Source organism: Vibrio sp. KUL80, from assembly GCF_059725495.1.
The window spans coordinates 2,858,731-2,879,744 of the sequence record NZ_AP045841.1; the positions used below are offsets into that span (position 1 = coordinate 2,858,731).

Annotated in this window: 17 protein-coding genes; 5 read left to right on the top strand and 12 right to left on the bottom strand. The window is 46.0% G+C overall.

Annotation, left to right across the window (positions count from 1 at the left end; genetic code table 11):
- Window positions 1–592 precede the first annotated feature (592 nt).
- From AC6I8U_RS13160 to queA, 11 genes are all read right to left on the bottom strand, one after another.
- Window positions 593–1,459 (bottom strand): hypothetical protein, encoded by an 867-nt coding sequence (locus AC6I8U_RS13160; RefSeq protein ID WP_498017122.1) that lies wholly within the window; start codon window positions 1,457–1,459, stop codon window positions 593–595.
- A 437-nt stretch (window positions 1,460–1,896) separates the two neighbouring features.
- Complete coding sequence (locus AC6I8U_RS13165) at window positions 1,897–4,062, bottom strand: AAA family ATPase (protein WP_498017123.1); 2,166 nt, start codon at window positions 4,060–4,062, stop codon at window positions 1,897–1,899.
- Window positions 4,059–4,496 (bottom strand): VPA1267 family protein, encoded by a 438-nt coding sequence (locus AC6I8U_RS13170; protein ID WP_498017124.1) that lies wholly within the window; start codon window positions 4,494–4,496, stop codon window positions 4,059–4,061. Before AC6I8U_RS13170 ends, AC6I8U_RS13165 begins: the two co-directional genes overlap by 4 nt.
- Window positions 4,496–5,173: a gamma-mobile-trio protein GmtX gene (gene gmtX / locus AC6I8U_RS13175; protein ID WP_498017125.1), complete on the bottom strand. Its 678-nt coding sequence runs from the start codon at window positions 5,171–5,173 to the stop codon at window positions 4,496–4,498. The genes AC6I8U_RS13170 and gmtX overlap by 1 nt, the downstream gene beginning before the upstream one ends.
- A complete protein-coding gene (gene gmtZ, locus AC6I8U_RS13180) occupies window positions 5,173–7,803 on the bottom strand; it encodes a gamma-mobile-trio integrase GmtZ (protein ID WP_498017126.1) in 2,631 nt (876 codons plus the stop codon). The genes gmtX and gmtZ overlap by 1 nt, the downstream gene beginning before the upstream one ends.
- Window positions 7,803–9,260, bottom strand: coding sequence for a gamma-mobile-trio recombinase GmtY (gmtY, locus tag AC6I8U_RS13185; protein ID WP_332395989.1), 1,458 nt, complete (start codon window positions 9,258–9,260; stop codon window positions 7,803–7,805). The genes gmtZ and gmtY overlap by 1 nt, the downstream gene beginning before the upstream one ends.
- A gap of 170 nt (window positions 9,261–9,430) precedes the next feature.
- A complete protein-coding gene (gene secF / locus AC6I8U_RS13190) occupies window positions 9,431–10,378 on the bottom strand; it encodes a protein translocase subunit SecF (RefSeq protein WP_042476228.1) in 948 nt (315 codons plus the stop codon).
- 9 nt (window positions 10,379–10,387) lie between these two features.
- Window positions 10,388–12,244, bottom strand: a complete 1,857-nt coding sequence (gene secD, locus AC6I8U_RS13195) for a protein translocase subunit SecD (protein WP_267967693.1) — start codon at window positions 12,242–12,244, stop codon at window positions 10,388–10,390.
- Between the two features lie 20 nt (window positions 12,245–12,264).
- Window positions 12,265–12,594: a preprotein translocase subunit YajC gene (yajC, locus tag AC6I8U_RS13200; protein ID WP_042476222.1), complete on the bottom strand. Its 330-nt coding sequence runs from the start codon at window positions 12,592–12,594 to the stop codon at window positions 12,265–12,267.
- A 169-nt stretch (window positions 12,595–12,763) separates the two neighbouring features.
- Entirely contained in the window at window positions 12,764–13,909 is a 1,146-nt protein-coding gene (gene tgt, locus AC6I8U_RS13205) for a tRNA guanosine(34) transglycosylase Tgt (protein WP_394153387.1), read from the bottom strand.
- A gap of 183 nt (window positions 13,910–14,092) precedes the next feature.
- Window positions 14,093–15,145 carry a tRNA preQ1(34) S-adenosylmethionine ribosyltransferase-isomerase QueA gene (gene queA / locus AC6I8U_RS13210; protein ID WP_498017127.1) on the bottom strand — a complete coding sequence of 351 codons (1,053 nt, stop codon included), beginning with the start codon at window positions 15,143–15,145 and terminating at the stop codon, window positions 14,093–14,095.
- 255 nt (window positions 15,146–15,400) lie between these two features.
- Here queA and AC6I8U_RS13215 point away from each other — a divergent pair, with 255 nt between their 5' ends.
- Complete coding sequence (locus AC6I8U_RS13215) at window positions 15,401–15,871, top strand: CBS domain-containing protein (protein WP_498017128.1); 471 nt, start codon at window positions 15,401–15,403, stop codon at window positions 15,869–15,871.
- Between the two features lie 657 nt (window positions 15,872–16,528).
- Here AC6I8U_RS13215 and AC6I8U_RS13220 read toward each other — a convergent pair.
- The gene (locus tag AC6I8U_RS13220) at window positions 16,529–17,434 is read right to left on the bottom strand and encodes a hydrogen peroxide-inducible genes activator (RefSeq protein WP_498017129.1); all 906 of its coding nucleotides are present in this window, start codon (window positions 17,432–17,434) and stop codon (window positions 16,529–16,531) included.
- A 187-nt stretch (window positions 17,435–17,621) separates the two neighbouring features.
- Between AC6I8U_RS13220 and AC6I8U_RS13225 the strand changes: the two genes are divergently transcribed.
- The 4 genes from AC6I8U_RS13225 to AC6I8U_RS13240 all read left to right on the top strand — a co-directional run bounded on the left by AC6I8U_RS13225 (window position 17,622) and on the right by AC6I8U_RS13240 (window position 20,925).
- Window positions 17,622–18,230, top strand: coding sequence for a peroxiredoxin (locus AC6I8U_RS13225; protein WP_498017130.1), 609 nt, complete (start codon window positions 17,622–17,624; stop codon window positions 18,228–18,230).
- A 191-nt stretch (window positions 18,231–18,421) separates the two neighbouring features.
- On the top strand, window positions 18,422–19,171 hold the full coding sequence (locus AC6I8U_RS13230; protein ID WP_498017131.1) for a copper homeostasis protein CutC: 750 nt from the start codon (window positions 18,422–18,424) through the stop codon (window positions 19,169–19,171).
- Between the two features lie 31 nt (window positions 19,172–19,202).
- A complete protein-coding gene (gene ppk2 / locus AC6I8U_RS13235; protein ID WP_498017132.1) occupies window positions 19,203–19,991 on the top strand; it encodes a polyphosphate kinase 2 in 789 nt (262 codons plus the stop codon).
- Window positions 19,984–20,925: a LysR family transcriptional regulator gene (locus AC6I8U_RS13240; RefSeq protein WP_498017133.1), complete on the top strand. Its 942-nt coding sequence runs from the start codon at window positions 19,984–19,986 to the stop codon at window positions 20,923–20,925. Before ppk2 ends, AC6I8U_RS13240 begins: the two co-directional genes overlap by 8 nt.
- Window positions 20,926–21,014 lie beyond the last annotated feature (89 nt).

Below are 21,014 nucleotides of genomic sequence, written 5' to 3' on the forward strand. Positions count from 1 at the left end.
TGACTAAGTTACGTAAATAGTGTTCTCATCGCGCTGAATGAGATCCCCTTTTTCAAGGGGATGACTCAACCTGAGGTATTACCCTGCCTGAGGGATGACAGCCTCGAATCTACTCGATAATGACACGCAAAAGAAAAGCCACTTGAATAGGGTATACAGTAAAAAATATGTCTATTTGCGTGTGAGTGAGTGACAGCCCTTTACTGGCAATGCTTCTTTTGGGTCTATAAAGCGTACATACTATGTATAATGGTGTGTACGCTTTTTTATCCCTGAAGGCTTAGCAAGGCGATGGTCTCACTGCGTGAAGACCATCACCCTGCCATAAGGGTATTTAAGGGAATGATGGTAAAGTAAAATAATAAAGCCACTCCTGACGCTCGCACAGCTCACTACTCGCTAGGCATTTATGATTTTTCTTGACCATCCGCTGAAACACGTTTTGGGACAATTCCGTGTTATATGTGTTGCTAAATTAGCATTTATCGGATTACTTGACGTATGGCAAACACTCTAATGTAGTGGCTAGATTCACTTGACTACTACAATATGACTCACAAGACTAGCGCCCAAGGGCGCTAGTCATTACTTATTAGTTTTCGATGTTTAGAGCATCGAATGGCTGGCCTGGAGGGTTTTGCTGGCTGTACATTGTCTTAAACACACGTTCAGCATTTTTACCCCATGCGCCATTGAAACCAAAGCCAGAGAAATGATTATACATACCCATAGCATGAGCAAACTCATGATGTGTAACGTCCTGCCCTGCTCTCTGACTACAATTGACACTACCATTATTGGCACCACTTACACTATCGATGTTTACCCAAGTAAATTTATGGTCTCGCCCCCATTTTTTAGCAGGGTACTTAATTCCATAGTCAGCGACAGATACTATATGCGAAGTCATGGAGTACGAGAATGGGCCAACAGACACACCACCAGAGCTACAATACCCTTGACCAAATGGATCACCAATCGCAGTTCCTTGGCTAAGGATAAAACCCCAATCGGTTGACAAATGAGATAAATCAACATTTTCTGGATCTGAGATGTCGATATCAACAGAGCCACGCCTATCAAAAATCTGATATCCAACCAGATCTTCGAAGTAGTCCATCGAGCGAGAGAAACGAGAGTCTTCGCTATCCCTGAAATATACTGGGATAAGTTCGCCTTCAACAAAACGCGTTAAAGCAGGGTTAGTTGGAGCAGCGTGTCCATCTTCAAAACAGTAGATTCCAGAACCACAAAAATCTGTATTGGTCATAGTTGACCATGTGTTTCCACTCGAATTTTCCTCGCAAAGACCACCTTCAGCCTGATTCGAGCATTTTACCGCTAGTCCAACTTGTTCATTGGTATAGTTACCAGCACCGTCACCTTCAGAAGAATCGCCTTCGCTGCCACAACCCACTAGCAACATGCCTGTTGCTGCAGCTAAAACAAAATTTTTCATTATATTTATCCTTTTACCTATGACGTTGATTTCATAAATCTTGAATTATCTGGACTATACTGCCTTACTCAACACACATCTACTATTCTCTTGAAAATAAAACAATAAAATTCAATCACTTAAATATAATTTAACTTTTTGGAAGGGTTGAAAACTAAATAACAACATTATTGTTAATGAAGGGTGTGTTAGTTGCTAAAGTAAATCTCCTTGTATTTGATTAATCACCACCCACATAAGCTACAATCCTAATCCACTAGCCTTATTGAGTGCGCGGTTATGTTAGAGCTAACTAATCGAAAAGTGGCGTTAGGTCAACATGGTAAATTACTAGTTATGGCTGCTTACCTAGGACTCTACCGTTAGAAAAAGTAAGCTTGTACGGCATACTTATCATGGTTCTAGCAAGGTTTGGGGCAAAAACGAGTTTGAAACTGCTAACCCAGCAGCTCTTTCAGATAGCTATTCCGCTTGTGAGAGTGACTAGGTGCCTCAGTGATCTGCTTCATGTCATCACTACTACCAACGATATGGATTTCACTTTCAGCTCTCGTGATTGCCGTATAGAGCCATGCTCTATCTACTATTCTTCCATTTTGCAGAGCGATGATGATGCGTGGAAACTGTGACCCTTGAGCTTTATGTAGGGTGATTGTGTAACCCAACTCCATGCAGTCGAGAACGGATTGTGTTATCTCGACCTTTTCACCTGTATCTAGCGTCACTTCACCGTAACTATCACCAGAAGGTTTGGCGTTGGTTAGCATACCAAGTGAGCCGTTCTGAATGCCTTTGTCGTAATGATTCTGCGTGAATAACACCGCATCATTGAGGCGAAGTGGCAAAAAGAACTTATCACCATTGATTTCGAACTCAAGGCTAGTGCTATCTGGGTTAACGGCTTGTTGGGTGAGTTTATTGATTTCTGATACGAGTGCCTTGGTTGGAGCCATGACGCGACTGTTTTCAGGACACTGTTGGTAAAGCTCACAACAGACTTTGGCAATGTCTGTTTTACTGGTTTCGTGAAAGTGTATTGCTCCCGTACTTAATCGATCAGGCATCACACCTTGATTGATGAGCTTTGAGTATTCGGGGATACCCGTTGAACCTTCCTGTCTCTTGACGATATCTAACATCGTATTAGCCACCGTTTTTGCTTCAACGATGTCTGCCAACACCTTGCCGCAGCCGATGGGTGGGAGTTGGTCGGGGTCGCCAGTGAAAATCAATCGTACAGAGGGGTGAGTGTGATTCACAAGACGATACATGGTTGGCAAGTCAATCATGCTTGCCTCATCAATCACCAGTAGGTGGTTTGTTTTCTCGATACTGGGTTCTATGGGGTCTTCACGCAGCAACTTGGCAATGGTTGAGGTAACAAAACCGATGGACTCATGAAGCCTCATTGCAGCACGACCGCTGAGCGCAACGGCGTGTATTTCAAATCCAAGTTGATGGTAAGCCCTGAGAGCTGTTCTGAGTACCGTTGTCTTGCCTGTTCCTGCACCGCCAGTAATACAGCTTACCGAATTATCCAGACACGTTGTTACGGCTTCGATTTGTTTACTGGTTAGGTCGTAGGGAAGCTCCGCTGCCGCAGAGCAATACGCAGCATTGGCGTTTTCATCAAACAAATCATTTCGCTTAATCAGTGTATTTAGCCGTTTGGCAACGACACTTTCCATCAGAAGTTGCGCCGTTGGATGGTAGGTTCCTGTGTCGGGATTTAAAATGTACTGGGCTTTATCATGACCTGATTGGAACGCTTGAGTGACCAATCCTTTGACTTTCAGTAATTTGTTGAGATAAGGGCGTACATTGGCATGAGTGGTATAGGTGTGACCTTTTTCAATCTCCTTGCGAATCGCCATTTCCAGAGCAGCGCTGAGCCTTCTTGGATCATCCTGAGCTACATCGGTCTTAAAATCCGTTACCTTGATAATACCTTCAATGGCACTGAACGAAAGACCAAAGCCCAGCAGAGCATAAGGATTGTCCTTAATTACCTCTATGGTGGCTTCTCCGTGATGCTTGAGCAGCCGTTGCTGCACACTGGCGGGGATGTTGTGCTCACTCATCCAATTGCAATGTGCCAGATTTTTATATTTGGCGTACCCCTTAAAGAGCGCTTCCACTGAATCTTCACTCAAAATCGATGTCAGACGCTTTCTGGACTCTGGGGTGTCATTTCTTAGTGTGGCATGGAAGTCTTTACCCAAGAGCTGCCAGAGCGCTCTAGCTTTGCTTTCGCCAATCCCCTTGAAGTCACTTTCTCTGGCGATAAAGCGTATCAGTTGTTCCCGTGTTTCGGGTAAAGTGCATTCAATATGCTTGGGTGATTCATAAGTGTGCTGCTGCATTACATAATCACCCATCTCCATATCTTCTATCTGGCGAGCACCTTTGACTGACCAATGCTGACCTAGCGTTGGAAGCACAGGGATGCTATTGGGGTCGGCTTTGATGGTGACGTAATACTTCCCACTATTGGTTTTGTAAGAGTCTTTTGCCAGCGGTACACCGCTGAATATCACCATCTTGGTCGAGCGATAAGGGATACTGGTGACACGCATTTGGTCTTCATGCAAAACAGGATTCATCGTGGCATCAATCCCATTTCGGATAAGGTTTCAGACAGTTCACCGAAGCGCTCAAGTCGTTTTTCAAGCTCCCTGACCCTGGTTTTCAATTCAATGTTCTCAGCTTCTAATGACGACACCCGTTTCGAATCGAGCAGCTTACGATTCGCTGTATTGTCGTAGGCTTTGGGCTTATCCCCATTCTTCTTAGCAGCATCGGTCAACGGTGGTAAGACTCCTTTGCCGCGCAGCTCATCTTCTAAGGCTTTGAGTGCTTTCTTAAGGGCAGGATTTTGGTTTAACGCCGATTTGCCGCAACCAATTCCTTTTGCTACTTCGATTCGATTAAGCTGACCTCGGAATACGATTTGTTTAAACTCATCGTCCGTCTGCGTGGCTTTCCAGACCTCAAAAGCCTCAAGGTTTTGTTGCGCTTTCTGCTGCCCATTTGCCATTAGTCATCTACCTCACCCAATAGCTTGCGAAGCCCTGTGACAAAGCCTCTAGGGAAGACTTCGCTGTTGTATTCCATGTCTTTCACCTGACCCGCCTGAGTAGTTTGCCAGTCGTTCTTTTCCATACATTCATCAGAAATGGCATACGCTAAGGCTCTTTTTTCTGAATCGGTGAGCACCCCCGATAGGGATGGTAGCACTTCCACGCTTGGTTCTGCGGTGGTATCAAACTGGCGTACAGGGCGTTTGTCGATGGTAATATTGGCGTGCTGCTTGAGCAAATTCACCTCTTTTCGGTAACGGTTACGCTCGGCAATGATTTGACCAAACAAGGCGCGTACCGCAGGGTCTGGGATGCGCTCTAACAGTTTATTGTCCGCAGGGATGGATTTAGACCGTGAGGTGTTCGATAGCGGTTTTTTGGTACTGGTATTGTACTTTGCCGCCCATGCTTCGATGAGTGTTCGGTAGTGCTTGTTACGGGTAGCACGCAAAGCCTCATAAGCCAATCCGCCATTTTCGGCAGAAACTCGTCCAATTTGCGTGATGGAGAAGTCACGCTGACCTGATTCTGCATAGGCTTTCAGCGTGTCGTTGAGCTTATCGAGGTTTTGCTGGGTGCGAGGCACTTTGCCTTCTTTTAAGTCAGCCAGAATGACATCTATATCGAGTTCCATTAATCCTCCAATAAGTTCGGTAGTGCGATACCATCTAGATGAATGGCTTTATCAGTCAGTGCATGTATACCCTGAGAGAACAGTTTGTTATCAGTCAGGTATTCACCCGCTTCGATGTAGTTTGCCACTTTGCGGTAGCCTTCGAGCTTGTCGTCAGGGTCAGCGATTTTTGCCATTTGGCGCAGCATGGCGTTGGCGGCGATGAGTTGTTGTTTGTCGTCCATTTCCATGAAAATCGGCTCAAAGCCTTTTTTCATTAGCACACGACTGAGTTGGCGTGAACGCTTTTCAATAGCAGGGGTTTTACGTAGTTCGTCCTGCAAATCAGGGTAGAATTCTGCATCGTCACAAATCAGGGATAGGTGCAGCAACTCAGAGTCGGTTTCGATAAACTTCAAGGCATGGCTGACATCTTGCTCAGATCCAACCGCAATCAGTTTATCTTTTGTGTCGTCCTCATTTCTGGCTTCTTCGACACGAATGATTTTGTTGATAAGCTCAAAACACGCTATCCAGTCTTTTGCGTACTCATCGGTTTCGACTTGCTGTTTTTCATAGCGACGCTGTAGAGTTTGCAGTTCGTCGTGCTTGATGAACGGCTTACCTTGCTCTTCACAAAAGAATTGTTCGTCTTTAAGGGCTTCCAGTTCACCCTCAATTTCCACAGAGAGGTTAGCCGCTTGATGCGCTTTGTAACTCAGTTGATTGAAGTGGGCATTGAGTGGCTTAAGATAATAAGCTTCGGTAATAAACCAGCGGCAGCGGATACAGTTTTCAGGGCCATGTGGCACACTGGCATAAACGCGATTTGCGGCGACTTTTGAATCATTAATCGGCTTACCACCGTTCCAACACCCGCCAAGGGTACTGACTTCATCCGATTTTACAGTGTTACCGCCAACTAGACACCATCCACACGAGCGCTCTTCCCAGCCTATCGGGTTGCGGTTAGCCAAGGCTGCCTGAATGCTGTCATCGCTGTGATACACCATCTTGCATTGAATTTGCTCCATCGAGGCGTCTTTAAGGAAGTTGCGTGTTGATTGGGGTGATTTGGCTTCCAGTTGAGCTTCGGCTTCACTCATCTTTTCTGCCATGACAGATGGGGTGATTTTGTTGTAGTAGATGGTCATCAACAGGCGCGTATGTCCCGCCAATAACTTAGAAATTACAGGCAATGGCAATTGCGTGTCCATCGTATACGCTGTGATGAGCGAAACACGCAAACTGTGTAAGGGAAAGAGTGTGGAAACCTTATGCCTTTCTCGCGTACCTTCTGGGTAATCCACAACCAGTTTTAAGCGCTCGCCGTTATCTAAGGTGTTGCCTTGCTCTGCGAGTTGGTTTTCTAGCTTCAATAAGAGTTGATACCAGAAAGAATTTGTCGCTGTGTTCGGAATTGGTTTGTGCCTATCCTTACCTTTAGACGAGGCATCACGAAACAAAAAGGCAATTTCACCCATACTTTCTAGTTGTTTATCCGACTTCTTGTGCTTAGTGTGTTTGTTCAGCAGTGTTGTGCAGTCGGTGGGCTTTGCTATCGGATTATACTTTTCTTGCCAGTTACGCAGTTTTTCCAACCAGTACAACACTTCCTCGTTTTGCCAAGGGATGATGTAGCCTCGCTCTAGTTCGTCTTTGTTCTGGTCGGCGGTTTTGTTGGTGTTGATGTACAGACCTGTTGAATACAGCCCTGTCATGGTGTCGTGGATTCGGCGGAAGATGCCTTTTCCGAAGGGGCGCTTTTCACTACCAATCGCAAAATCATGCTCGTTGTTCACTATCCATTGACCTTGCTCATAGCGCCATGTATCCGCTTCACCGCTGTCCAGCATACGCACCTGATAGGTACGCAGTGGTAGGTGGAGCTTCATGAAAATTACCATCGCTTTGACAGGCGACCAGATTTGGTGGAGGGTGATTACTTTCCCTTTGCGAGTCATTTCTTTGGTGCGCCACACACAATCAGGGTCGGACTTATCAATCAGTTCAGGTTCAACTTCAAACCAGTCGCCTGCTGCCTGCTGCGCCCATGCCCAGTCTTTGAAGTGGCGAAAGTGATACCCCGCAAGCATGGATTCATCGCCCTTGAGGTTTTGCTCAATGAAGGTCAGTTCCGCTTTGTCGGGCAGCGGACAAAGAATTTTGCGTAAATCCTGAATGTAACGATACGGCAGAGGGTTGCGCACAGTTTCTGTATCAGAACCTTGCACTCTGATTTTACTGAGAGGGTTTTGAACCAATGAGATTAGCTTTCCATGGTCATTTTCCTCGGAGAACACTTTTTCGATAACAAAATCGATGAAGTCGGTGGGATAGTTCACAGCTTTTTGCACATTACTCGAGTGGTTTAGTCTTGTCCTCGCAGCCTTTTCAAGTTCTTCGCTATTACATAAATGCCCTTTATACCCGCTAAAAAATAGAGCCACATCTGTGGCGTACTGAGCATATTCTTTAATGTACACCTCAAAGAAAATGTTTAAAGCATCACACTTATGGTTTACACCAGTATTTTGTATAGCCATCCATTCTGACGCTAACTCTTGCCATTGTTGCCACTCAGCACCGAGTGTGGTGAGCATCCAAGAAAAGGTTAAATCTGATGAACGTCCGTCATGTATTCTCGCCATTACTTACCTTTCAATTTAGGATGTTTGCCTGTGAAGTAACCCTGTGGGTCTATGTCATCAAAGCCATGCTCGACCAGCGCTTTCCAGTCCAGAGCTTTTACTTTGGATTCAGGGTTCGCCAGTTGCAGTGTGGCTTGGGTGAGTTCATCAGAGATTTCCTGCTGACCTTTGCCTGTGTAGGGGATTTGTGAGTCTAGGGACTTGTGGTGCATACAGCGTCGAATCACCAACGGGTTCAGTCCTGAGCGCTCAAGTCGTCTACCGTAGTTGTGTCGATGTCCATGTGGGTCTAAGCCTTCTGCTTTGTTCGGCTCTAAACCAATGCGCTTCAAACCGTTGGCGTAGTTATCATGGAAAGCGTTGATGGTGTAAGGGTTGCCGAAGGCACTGTGGTGAAAAGAAATAAACGCATAAGGGTGGTGGCAGTCTATGCTGGCGCGGTACTTTTGATAGTTTTTCCAAAGTGACATAAACACTTTACCGTAGTCGGTTGGGAACCACTGAACCTGTATGTAGCTATCTTTATGGTCAACTACACGGTTTTTCCAACCAAGATGTGCTGTGCCTTTCATGCGCTGGCGAGGTATACGCGCATACTTTTCTTTTAAGTACGTCTCTCTATTTTGATTTTTAGAACGAACTTCAGGGTCATTTGGCGCTTTGCCATCGACTTCATTGTAAATTCGAACGATAGCACTATCTGGGTTATAGGGATCTTCAAACACATCTGTGACCCAAGGCGCTATAGCCTCACTTTCCCGTAACCCGCCGCCGTGCATCAGTAGGAGTATTAATTTGTCCCTAAGTGCCACTCGTGGGTCGCTTGCACCACCAATGCCATTCATATAAAAGTCTTCCCAATGCTTTTCAGGAAAGGCTATAGCGTCATCTTCGGTTTTAGTGAGTGGTGTGCGCCCCTTAATGGTTCGAGCCTTACGGATGGTTTTATTGACGGTTTTATCTTCGATATGACCGAGGAAATCATTTTGGTTTTTTCGATACCATGCAGCGTAATTCAATCGCTGCTCATGAGGGGTAGCATCACGCAAAGGGTTCATCGACGCAGTGCCTTGCTTATTTGCCAACCAATCGGTGAATGCCGTTAGTCGGTGAATATGTTTATTGACATTACTGGTCGAACTGGGCACCCAATACAAACCTGATGGGTCAAGTCCATCTTCACCAATCGTTCCTGTATACAACCGCTTAGAAAAGGTCTGAAAGAGCAACTTCGGATCATCAAACAGTCCTCTATTTGCTTCCATATAATCCAGCAACAAGGATACTGCTTGAAGAAATCCATTCATGACGGAGTTACTCACCCCGTCCGCCTCTAGTTTGAGTAGGTAGTCCGTGACCGTACCTAACTCTCCTTGCTCAGTTAGCAAGATAGGCAGTTGGCTTTTGATGCCCGTATTGTCCTCTACAATCGTCGCTCTGACTTTTACTGATGACAAATCATGCCTTCCTTATACATATTGTACACACCATTGACTATATACCTATAGTGTTAGTTGTGCAATAAAAAGGCAGATTTCTCTGCCTTAATACACAATATACACCCTTTAAGTTACTATATATAACATTCGAGTGGCTTTATCAATGTCATCTGATCCAACAATCTGCCTTACGGCATCTCATCAAACTCAGCACCTTCTTTTTCAATCTGTGGTGGCATTAGGTGCTCTTTCTGGATACCCAGTTTCAGAGCTAGCGCAGATGCTACGTAGATAGAAGAGTAAGTACCGACCGTGATACCTAGTAGCAATGCAGTCGCAAAGCCATGGATCATTGCACCACCTTGAGTGAATAGTGCGATAACTACGAACAAGGTAGTACCGGACGTAATCAAGGTACGGCTTAGCGTTTGCGTGATTGAGCTGTTCATGATGTCAGCTGGCTCACCTTTACGCATCTTGCGGAAGTTCTCACGGATACGGTCAAATACAACGATGGTATCGTTGAGTGAGTAACCGACAACCGTTAGAAGTGCTGCCACAATGGTTAAATCAACCTCAATCTGCATAAGCGAGAATACGCCTAGTGTGATGATAACGTCGTGCGCGAGCGCGAGTACCGCACCTGCTGCTAAACGCCACTCAAATCGTACCGATACGTAGATCAAGATACAGATAAGCGACACTAGAATCGCAAGACCGCCTGCCTCTGTGAGCTCATCACCCACGTTAGGACCAACGAACTCAATACGACGCATTTCAACGTCTTCGCCCGTACCCACACGAATCGCATCAAGGATCTGGTTGCCAAGCGCTTCAGCTTGAACATCATCACGAGGACGCAGGCGAACCATAACGTCACGTGCCGAACCGAAGTTCTGCACTGTCGCATCGCCGAAGCCTTTCGCATCTAGTGCTGAGCGTACTTCCTCAAGGTTTGCAGGCTGTTCAAAGCCTACCTCGATAAGTGTACCGCCAGTGAAGTCTAGACCCCAGTTAAGCCACTTAGTCGACAGCGTAAAAATAGCCGCGCCGATCATCACAATAGATAGAACGAACGCAACTTTTGACCAACGCATAAAGTCGATCGTTTTGTCTGCTTTCATTATCTGAAACATAACTAACCCTTAGATCGACAGTTTGTTGATACGCTTACCGCCATAAACTAGGTTCACGATACAACGTGTGCCTATGATGGCTGTAAACATAGAAGTAAGAATACCGATAGACAGTGTTACCGCGAAGCCTTTGATCGCACCTGTACCGACAGCAAACAGAATGATAGCTGTGATCAAGGTCGTGATGTTCGCATCGGCGATAGTACTGAAGGCGTTAGCGTAGCCTTGGTGAATCGCTTGCTGAGGGTTACGCCCCTCTTTGAGCTCTTCACGTATACGCTCAAATATCAGAACGTTCGCATCCACCGCCATACCTACAGTCAGTACAATACCTGCGATACCTGGTAGCGTCATTGTCGCACCTGGAATCATCGACATGACACCAACGATAAGAACGATGTTCGCCATCAATGCCATATTGGCAAATAGACCAAATCGACGGTAGTAAACCAGCGTAAATAGCATCACGGCAATCATACCTGTGATACACGCTTTGATACCCATATCGATGTTTTGCTGACCCATTGATGGACCGATAGTACGCTCTTCAACAATAGAAATCGGCGCAATCAGAGCACCTGCACGAAGCAGTAGCGCTAGGTTGTGCGCTTCAGCGGCAGAGTCGATACCTGTGATACGGAAGTTACGACCAAGTGCAGACTGAATCGTCGCTTGGTTGATCACTTCTTCATGCTTATCAAGGATAACCTTGCCTTCTGGCGTGCGTTTGCCACTGTCTTTGTACTCAGCGAAAACCGTTGCCATTAGCTTACCGATGTTCTGACGAGAGAACGCCGCCATCTTGTTACCACCCTCGCTGTCTAACGAGATGTTAACCTGTGGGCGACCATATTCATCAGCACTCGAACTCGCATCAGTGATGCTAGCACCGCCTAGAATAACGCGCTTCTTAAGAACAACTGGACGACCGTCACGATCGAGCTTGATCTCGCTACCCGCTGGTGCGCGACCACTTGCTGCCGCCGCTAAGTCAGCCGAACTGTCTACTTCGCGGAACTCTAGAGTTGCTGTTGCGCCCAAAATTTCTTTCGCGCGTGCCGTATCTTGAACACCCGGTAGCTCAACCACGATGCGACTCGCACCTTGACGTTGAACCAATGGCTCTGCCACGCCTAGTTCGTTTACACGATTACGTAGGATAGTGATGTTCTGCTCAACTGCGTAGTTACGGATTTCTTGTAGGCGAGTTTCTTTGAAACGAGCAACAAGGGCAAAACGGCCGTTCGAGTCAGAATCAGTGAAGTCCATGTCTGGGTATTTTGCTTCCAGCACAGTTTTCGCCTGTGCAAGTTGCTCAGCATCACGGAGCAGTACTTCTACGCCATCACTACCCGAAGGGCGGATAGAGCGGTAACGAATGCGCTCTTCACGAAGATCACTTCTAAAGCCTTCTTCTTGCTGACCGACAAGTTTTTCCATCGCCGCATCCATATCCACTTCCATCAAGAAGTGAACACCGCCACGAAGGTCAAGACCTAGCTTCATTGGCGCAGCGCCAATCGCTTCAAGCCAGTTAGGAGTCGCAGGGGCAAGGTTAAGTGCCACGATTGAATCTTTGCCTAACGCTTCGCTGATAATATCGCGAGCGCTGATCTGAGTATCCGTGTCTGTAAAACGAACAAGAATGGAGCCATTTTCTAGAGCAATGGACTTACGGGAGAGTTGCTCTTCATCAAGAGCTTTAGTGACAGTATCCAGCGTCGACATATCAACAGAGGCGCCACGCGCCCCTGTAATTTGAATAGCCGGATCTTCACCGTATAGATTGGGAAGTGCGTATAACGCCGCTGCCGCAATGGCGAATATCACCATCAGGTACTTCCACAAAGGGTAACGATTTAGCACAGCGAGATCCTATAGCTGTTTTATAGAGACTTCAGCGTACCTTTTGGTAGCACTGCAGTAACGAAGTCTTTCTTGATAACTACTTCATTGTTGTCGTTAAGTGCGATTGCAATGTAGTCGTTATCTTCAGCGATTTTAGTGATTTTACCAATTAGGCCGCCGTTAGTTAGGACTTCGTCGCCCTTACCCATAGAAGCCATTAGGTTTTTGTGCTCTTTTGCACGCTTAGATTGTGGGCGGTAAATCATGAAGTAAAAAATTACCGCGAACATGCCTAGCATGATTAGCATTTCGAAACCGCCACCTTGTGGTGCTGCTTCAGCTGCGTGAGCTGCAGAAATCAAACTCATCGGAGAACATCCTCTTTAATGTAAATACATATCCAAAATTGGGCTATCCCCATATCTTTTCAAGAAGCAAACGGTAACTCAATGTTTCTTATTCGCTTAAAGGCACAAAAAGTGTGACCCAGAGCTAGGATTTGTTACCTATTGCAGGGATAGCCGACTATTTAGCCAACTATTGAGCGTCGACCTTCATATCTAGTGGTGGCACTTCGCGGTTGCGACGTGCGTAAAACTCTTCCACAAACTGCTCAAAACGGTCTTCATCAATCGCTTTACGGATGCTTTCCATTAACATTTGATAGTGACGTAGGTTGTGAATCGTGTTGAGACGAGCACCCAAGATTTCGTTACAGCGATCTAGGTGATGTAGATACGCTTTCGAGTAATTCTGACAGGTGTAGCAATCACAGTTCTCGTCTAGTGGACCTGTGTCTGTTTTGTTTGTTGCGTTACGAATCTTAATCACGCCACCAGTTACGAACAGGTGTCCGTTACGTGCATTACGTGTTGGCATTACGCAGTCGAACATGTCGATACCACGGCGAACACCTTCGACCAAATCTTCTGGTTTACCTACGCCCATTAGGTAGCGCGGTTTATCTTCAGGAAGTTTAGGTGTGGTGAACTCAAGAACGCGGTGCATCTCTTCTTTTGGCTCACCAACAGCAAGACCACCAACCGCATAGCCATCAAAGCCAATGTCAGTCAAACCTTTCACCGATACTTCGCGCAGGTCTTCGTAAACACTACCTTGAACGATACCAAATAGAGAGTTCTCGTTGTCTAGCTTGTCGAAGTGATCGCGAGAGCGCTGTGCCCAACGCAGAGACATTTCCATCGACTTCTTCGCTTCTGCGTGAGTCGCTGGGTATGGCGTACACTCGTCAAAGATCATGACCACATCAGAGCCAAGATCTTTTTGGATTTCCATCGATTTCTCTGCATCCATGAAAATACGGTCACCGTTTACTGGGTTACGGAAGTGTACACCCTCTTCAGTGATCTTACGGATATCGCCAAGGCTGAATACTTGGAAACCGCCTGAATCGGTCAAGATAGGACCATGCCAGTTCATGAAGTCGTGCAGGTCACCGTGCAACTTCATAATCTCTTGACCAGGGCGTAGCCATAAATGGAAAGTGTTACCTAGAAGAATTTCAGCACCCGTGCCTTTTACTTCTTCAGGTGTCATACCTTTCACCGTACCGTAGGTACCTACAGGCATAAATGCCGGTGTTTGCACCGTACCACGTTCAAACGTTAACTGACCACGGCGTGCGTGACCATCTTTTTTCTTAAGTTCGTATTGTAATTTCACGAAGCCTCCAAATTGCCAGAGACACAGTCTGACACAATCTTAAAACGCACTAACAAGCGTAGCTTGTCGCACTTGAATCCGCTCACTCTACATCAACTCGTCAAGCGAGCGGCTTTGGTGTTCCTTACCGTATTCCACTGAGTCCTTGAGTGAAATAAAAAGCTTACTAATTACTGGCGTCAGTTATGCCGTTTTCTTGGTAATGAACATCGCATCACCATAGCTAAAGAAACGGTATTTTTGCTCTACTGCATGCTTGTAGGCATTCATGACATTGTCATAGCCTGCAAACGCACTGACCAACATGATCAGCGTCGATTCTGGTAGGTGGAAGTTTGTCACGAGACAATCCACCAGCTGATATTCATAGCCAGGGAAGATGAAAATCTCAGTATCACCAAAGAAAGGCACTAACTCGGTACCATTTTTCAGTGCATCTTGCGCTGCACTCTCGAGTGAACGTACTGAGGTGGTACCCACAGCAATGATTCGGCCGCCGTTTGCTTTAGTCTCTGCAATCGCATCCACCACGTCTTGAGGCACTTCGACATATTCAGCATGCATATGGTGGTCATGGATGTTTTCAACGCGAACGGGCTGGAATGTACCTGCGCCAACGTGAAGTGTCACATACGCAAAGTTGGCACCTTTTGCTTTAATCTGCTCGAGAACACCATCATCAAAATGAAGACCCGCAGTCGGCGCGGCAACCGCACCTGGTTTCTCGTTGTAAACCGTTTGGTAGCGCTCTTTGTCTGCATCTTCGTCTGGACGATCGATATAAGGTGGTAGTGGCATGTGGCCAACGTCGTTTAGGATCTCAAGCACCGTCTTTTCAGACTGCATTTCAATCTCAAACAATGCATCATGACGCGCCGTCATGATCGCTTGGTATTCGTCGTTTTCACCCAAAAATAGTTCGGTGCCTGGTTTTGGTGATTTTGAGCAACGTACGTGCGCTAGAACGCGCTTGTCATCAAGCATACGCTCTATCAGTACTTCTAGCTTACCGCCAGAAGCTTTGCGACCGAACATACGAGCTGGGATAACACGCGTGTTATTGAACACAAGAAGGTCACCAGGCTGAACTTGGCTGACGATATCCGTGAAGTTTCCATCTACAACTTCCCCCGTGTTACCGGTCAATTGAAGCAGTCGGCTTGAGCTGCGCTCTGCCTTTGGGTAACGAGCAATCAGCTCATCAGGTAATTCGAAGTGAAAATCTGAAACTTGCATAACACCAATCTTCTTTATTAAGCGACTAAAACGGCGAAAAAATTCGCAGCCGCATAGTATAAAGTGACCCCGTGGAATAGCAAGCTGAACCGATGTTTGTCGCCCTTCTGAGCCCAAATTAACCAAGGCAAACTTAACCACTTTGTCAATAGGGATATTTTGTGAGTTGAACGGCAAAAAACGACGGTAATCTCAGATTTAATCGGTGAAAAAATCTATAGTTAAAATAGACAAACAGAACGAGTTGGAGGCCATATGATTAAGGTCCAAGACATGATGACTCGCAACCCTCACACCCTATTGCGGTCTCACTCATTAGCCGACGCCAAACACACGATGGAAGCGCTCGATATTCGCCATATTCCTATCGTCGATGCAGAACGTCATTTGCTGGGTATTGTTTCACAACGAGACGTGCTAGCGGCGCAAGAATCGATCTTGCAGAAAATCCCTAGCGATCAATCCTACACACTCTCCACACCTCTTAGTGAAGTCATGCGCACCAACATCATGACCGCTGAACCGCGAGCTGGCTTAAAAGAAAGCGCGTTATACATGCAAAAGCACAAAGTTGGCTGTTTGCCAGTAGTGCATAACAAACAGCTGGTCGGCATCATTACCGACAGTGACTTTGTTGCTATCGCGATCAATCTTCTTGAACTTCAGGAAGATAGCGAGCCAGAAGAAATTCAATCTGAAAATGAGAGTCAGGGCGTCAACCTTTAAGATTTGCAACATCAGTAAAAAAGAAGCGGCTTGCGCCGCTCAAATCTACCGACAATCAGCGGTCGTTATCGACCACGTGGGGCAGTGCTCAAAACAGGTTTAGTGGAGTTTTCATTTGTAGCTTTCAAACAACAGGTGATGAACGATTGTTCAAAATAACTGGCATATTTCTAAGTACATACTTTGATGGCTCAGTATACAAAGTAGCGGCTTAATATTGCCTCAAAAACCTCAAAACCATGCAGTTACATTACCTAACCCACTTTAGAGTTACAACTCTAAAGTGGGCATTTTTGGTATTTCGACAGTTTGTTCTATTGGCTATAAAGAGCCTCGATCAACCTGAATTAGGTTATAGTTACGTAATTAAATTACGAAACCTGCGAACCCAAGAAACTGATTCAAACTAGCGTAAGGCAAGCTAAATCCTCTTCTCCCCACAGGTACGTATAGTTTTTCAATACGGCCGGAGCTTTTTCTAAATATCACAATGTAAAATTGACAAGGTGAAGTCCCCGAAATGACTGAAAACTAATTCGAAGTACACGCTGAAGTCTGAACAGAAAAAATTCGCGGAACTAGTTATTAATACTAAAAAAGGCACCTTGATTGGTGCCTTTCACTAGTGCTCTAAGGTTTCGTTTTGCGAATGTCGACTTACAGCAACTCCGAGACAACGTCTGCTAGCTGTAAGAAAGAGTCTCGTCTTGAGGAGCTTGGACGCCATACGAGTCCAATATCTCGGTGCGCTTGCTGACCAGGAGGCTCAATCACGATCAAATTTTGATTTTCCAACAGACCATGTTCTATTGCCATTTGAGGGATAAAGGTGGTACCGAGACCATTGGCAACCATCTGGACCAAGGTATGCAAACTGGTCGCACTGAACGGGTTAATCTTCTCTTTGTCAGTAAGCTTACACGCTGAAACCGCATGCTCCGTAAGACAGTGCTCGTTTTCTAGTAAGAACACAGATTCGTCGGGCAAGTCATCATATTTGATTGGGACGCGGATGTTGTCAGCCTGATTGCGACTGATCACCATCTTAAACGGGTCATGCCCCACAATGCAGCTTTCCATCGTGCCAATATCCATCGGGAGTGCAAGGATCAGTACATCCAGTTCACCATGGCGCAGCGCCGCAAGTAAGTTGGCTGTCGTGTCTTCTCTAAGTAGAAGGTTAAGCTGAGGATAGCGCGCATTAATTTCCTGAACCAAATCACACAACAAAAACGGCGCGATAGTCGGAATACAACCAAGCTTAAGCTGGCCTTGCATGACGTCGCCCTGGCAAAGACTACCTAATTCAATAAGATCCTGTCCCTTTGCCAACAGCTCACGTCCCTGGGACACCACCATCTCACCCGCTTGAGTAAACACAAGCGGACTTTTCTTGTCTTTCTTTTCGTAAAGAGGACAACCGATGAGTTCTTCGAGATTTTGAATACCCTTACTCAGTGTCGATTGACTGACGAAACAACGTTCAGCTGCTTCACTAAAGTGTCGGGTTTCATGAAGGGTAACCAGGTAATGAAGCTGCTTTAAACTTGGCCATTTGTTCATGGTAACTGCCTGTTTTGGGACCAGAATCAAAAAAGGAATAAGCCCTATGGCTTCATCGCTTTTTTCGATGGAATTAATCTATTAATTTCGCTTTTTTCAATACTACAATGTGTACTATAGTTTGTCTCGCACAAACACGGACCAAACCGAAAAGGTTTGAAATAAACTCTATTTAGGAGCAAAAAAAATGGTACTAGTTGGTCGTCAAGCCCCAGACTTTACTGCAGCAGCTGTTCTAGGTAACGGTGATATCGTTGAGAACTTCAACTTCGCTGAGTTCACAAAAGGTAAGAAAGCAGTTGTATTCTTCTACCCACTAGACTTCACTTTCGTTTGCCCATCTGAGCTGATTGCATTCGACAACCGTCTTGCTGATTTCCAAGCTAAAGGTTGTGAAGTTATCGGTATTTCTATCGATTCTCAGTTCTCTCACAACGCATGGCGTAACACTGCTATCGAAGAAGGCGGTATCGGTCAAGTGAAATACCCACTTGTTGCAGACGTTAAACACGAAATCTGCAAAGCGTACGATGTTGAGCACCCAGAAGCAGGCGTTGCTTTCCGTGGTTCTTTCCTAATCGACGAAGACGGTCTAGTACGTCACCAAGTAGTTAACGACCTACCACTTGGTCGTAACATCGACGAAATGCTACGCATGGTTGACGCTCTTAACTTCCACCAGAAGCACGGCGAAGTTTGCCCTGCACAATGGGAAGAAGGTAAAGCAGGTATGGACGCATCTCCAAAAGGTGTTGCAGCGTTCTTATCTGAGCACGCAGAAGACCTTTCTAAGTAATTCGAGCCTTCACCCTGCGCTCAATCAGGGTTGATGGTTGGACATATATAAAGCGGAAAACGCACGCCAATCATTGAAGAAGAAACGAGTTAGCCAAAAAACAAAGCCCGAGTCACCGACTCGGGCTTTTTCTGTTTCCAGAACCGATTGTCAGAGATATATTGAAAGCAGTATTTCTACTGAGAATCACAATGAGTTACCAACTTGAAGTCTGTATCGACAATATCGAGTCACTCGCTTACGCCATCACCGGCGGAGCAACTCGTATTGAGTTATGCTCCTCACTTGCCCTAGGCGGTTTAACCCCTAATGCAGGACTTATCAAACAAGCGGTTCAATCTTCTTCCATCCCTATTTACGTCATGATTAGGCCTCGCCAAGGTGATTTCCTTTATGACTGTGACGATGTGGAAATCATGGCAGAAGACATTCGCACCGCTGCCAAATATGGTGCGAGTGGCGTCGTCCTTGGTCTTCTCGACAAAGAGGGACATGTTGATATGCCACACTCCATTCGACTGGTTAAACTCGCCCGTGAGCTTGATTTAGGCGTCACGTTTCACCGTGCATTCGATCAATGCCGGCATCCAGAGCAAGCATTAGAGGATGTCATTGCACTCGGTTGTGAGCGAATACTTACTTCTGGACTGGCAGCGAGCGCGTCTGAGGGGGTAGCAACCTTGAGCGCCATGGTGCAACAAGCAGAAGGCAGGATCGCTATCATGGCTGGCGCCGGAGTATCTTCAGATAATGTAGCTTCTATTATTGCCTCTAGCGGAGTCAACGAAGTGCACCTCTCTGGCAAGTCGACTCGTCAAAGTAAGATGCATTATATTGCCGACGATGCCAAGATGGGGGCGAGCGATATCGACGATTTTGCGATTCCTATTACCAGTAGCGAGAAGATTCGCGCTGTCACTAAGGTGCTAAACTCACTGTAAACACCTAGGTTATTCAAGGAGAAGGATTTCTATGGGAAAAAAGAACAAGATGGATAAAAAGCTCTATGAAACCGAGCTGGCTAGGTTACAGATTGAGTTGGTAAAGCTGCAAGAGTGGGTAAAGCACGAGGGCTTAAAAGTTGTCGTTGTTTTTGAAGGTCGAGACGCCGCTGGTAAAGGCGGCGTTATCAAGCGTATTACTGAAAAACTCAACCCACGAATTTGCCGTGTTACTGCCCTGCCTGCACCAACGGAAAAAGAGAAAACACAGTGGTATTTTCAGCGCTACGTAGCTCACCTACCGTCAGCAGGGGAAATCGTGCTGTTTGACCGTAGTTGGTATAATCGTGCCGGCGTAGAGAAAGTCATGGGCTTTTGTACCGAAGAGCAGTATCAAGAGTTTCTGCGCTCTTGCCCAGAGTTTGAACGCATGTTGGTGCGCTCTGGCATTATCTTACTTAAGTACTGGTTTTCGGTTTCCGATGAAGAGCAAGAGAAGCGTTTTCTGGAGCGAGTCAACACCCCCATCAAGCGCTGGAAATTCAGCCCTATGGATTTAGAATCTCGTAACTGCTGGGCTGAATATTCGGAAGCCAAAGACACCATGTTCTCGTATACCGATACTAAACAGTGTCCATGGTGGGTGGTCCCCTCTGATGATAAGAAGCGAGCTCGATTAAACTGTATCAGTCATTTGCTCAGTCAGATTGAATACCAAGAAGTCAGCTATCCAGACATCACACTGCCTGAATTAAACAAAGACGGCTACATGCGAACGCCGATCGAAGAGCAATCTTTCGTCCCCGATAATTATGAATGATTCGACCAATCTTTTTTACAAAGCTGATCTCAACTTACTGAGAACATTCCGCATATTGCTGCACGAGCGCAATATGCGAAAAACCGCTGAACGACTTTTTGTCACTCAACCCGCGGTCAGTCAGGCGCTGCAAAAGCTACGAGCAATCTTTGACGATGAACTCTTCGTTAAGGTTCAAGGTGGTCTTGACCCTACTCCGTTTGCTCTTCAACTGGAAGACAAAATCGCACCTTATCTTGATGGATTAGAAACTGCCCTCAATAACCTAAATGAGTTTGAGCCTTCCGAGCTGAGCGGAACCATTAAAATCGCCCTCGCCCCTATTGTGATAGCGTCTTTGGCGGGAGGGTTATTTACGGAGATTCGCCAACAAGCACCAAACGTTAATCTCGAGCTGCTTAGCTGGAGTCAAACCACCGCAGAGCAAATACGCAGTGGTGAAGTTTTTTACGGCGTGCATTACGATCTCGAAAACCTATCGAAAGAGTTAGCGCGAGACAAGATCTTCGACTTAGAGGGTCGCATCATCGTCAGAAAAGAACACCCGATTAAGAAGTCAGTTATTACGCCTTTAGACTCTGTCGGCTATGAACTCACCTCGCTCATCTCTCCTGGATGGAATGACCACTTTAGTTACGCAAGTCATATTCTCGAACGTCAGGGGTATACACCTAAGGTCGGCTTTCGCTCAGAAATGCTGCTCGCACTTATCGATGTGATTGAGTCTACGGATATGCTCCTGCCCCACTCCAATCTATTCCCGATACACAACTACCCAAACTTAAGATCACTTAAGGTGGAAGTCGACAATCAGACTTACACCAAAAGCCTATTTGGTTATGTCCACAATAAGAATCGCCACTCTCCCAAAACAAAGTGGATTGAGTCGATCATCAAACGAAAGCTTCCTCTCTATACCGATAAGCATCGCTAATAAACGCTATTAGCGACGCTTTTTAGTCACCAATCAGCAAAGCCGCTACCATCGGCGCACTTTCCTGTTTGTCTGTGATTAGGTATTAC

Coding starts and splice junctions, on each gene's coding strand:
- AC6I8U_RS13230 (WP_498017131.1), top strand. CDS start 18,422: ATGAGTTACCAACTTGAAGTCTGTATCGACAATATCGAGTCACTCGCT.
- queA (WP_498017127.1), bottom strand. CDS start 15,145: ATGCAAGTTTCAGATTTTCACTTCGAATTACCTGATGAGCTGATTGCT.
- gmtZ (WP_498017126.1), bottom strand. CDS start 7,803: ATGGCGAGAATACATGACGGACGTTCATCAGATTTAACCTTTTCTTGG.
- ppk2 (WP_498017132.1), top strand. CDS start 19,203: ATGGGAAAAAAGAACAAGATGGATAAAAAGCTCTATGAAACCGAGCTG.
- AC6I8U_RS13165 (WP_498017123.1), bottom strand. CDS start 4,062: ATGAATCCTGTTTTGCATGAAGACCAAATGCGTGTCACCAGTATCCCT.
- gmtX (WP_498017125.1), bottom strand. CDS start 5,173: ATGGAACTCGATATAGATGTCATTCTGGCTGACTTAAAAGAAGGCAAA.
- secF (WP_042476228.1), bottom strand. CDS start 10,378: ATGTTTCAGATAATGAAAGCAGACAAAACGATCGACTTTATGCGTTGG.
- AC6I8U_RS13170 (WP_498017124.1), bottom strand. CDS start 4,496: ATGGCAAATGGGCAGCAGAAAGCGCAACAAAACCTTGAGGCTTTTGAG.
- AC6I8U_RS13215 (WP_498017128.1), top strand. CDS start 15,401: ATGATTAAGGTCCAAGACATGATGACTCGCAACCCTCACACCCTATTG.
- AC6I8U_RS13240 (WP_498017133.1), top strand. CDS start 19,984: ATGAATGATTCGACCAATCTTTTTTACAAAGCTGATCTCAACTTACTG.
- yajC (WP_042476222.1), bottom strand. CDS start 12,594: ATGAGTTTGATTTCTGCAGCTCACGCAGCTGAAGCAGCACCACAAGGT.
- AC6I8U_RS13225 (WP_498017130.1), top strand. CDS start 17,622: ATGGTACTAGTTGGTCGTCAAGCCCCAGACTTTACTGCAGCAGCTGTT.
- AC6I8U_RS13220 (WP_498017129.1), bottom strand. CDS start 17,434: ATGAACAAATGGCCAAGTTTAAAGCAGCTTCATTACCTGGTTACCCTT.
- AC6I8U_RS13160 (WP_498017122.1), bottom strand. CDS start 1,459: ATGAAAAATTTTGTTTTAGCTGCAGCAACAGGCATGTTGCTAGTGGGT.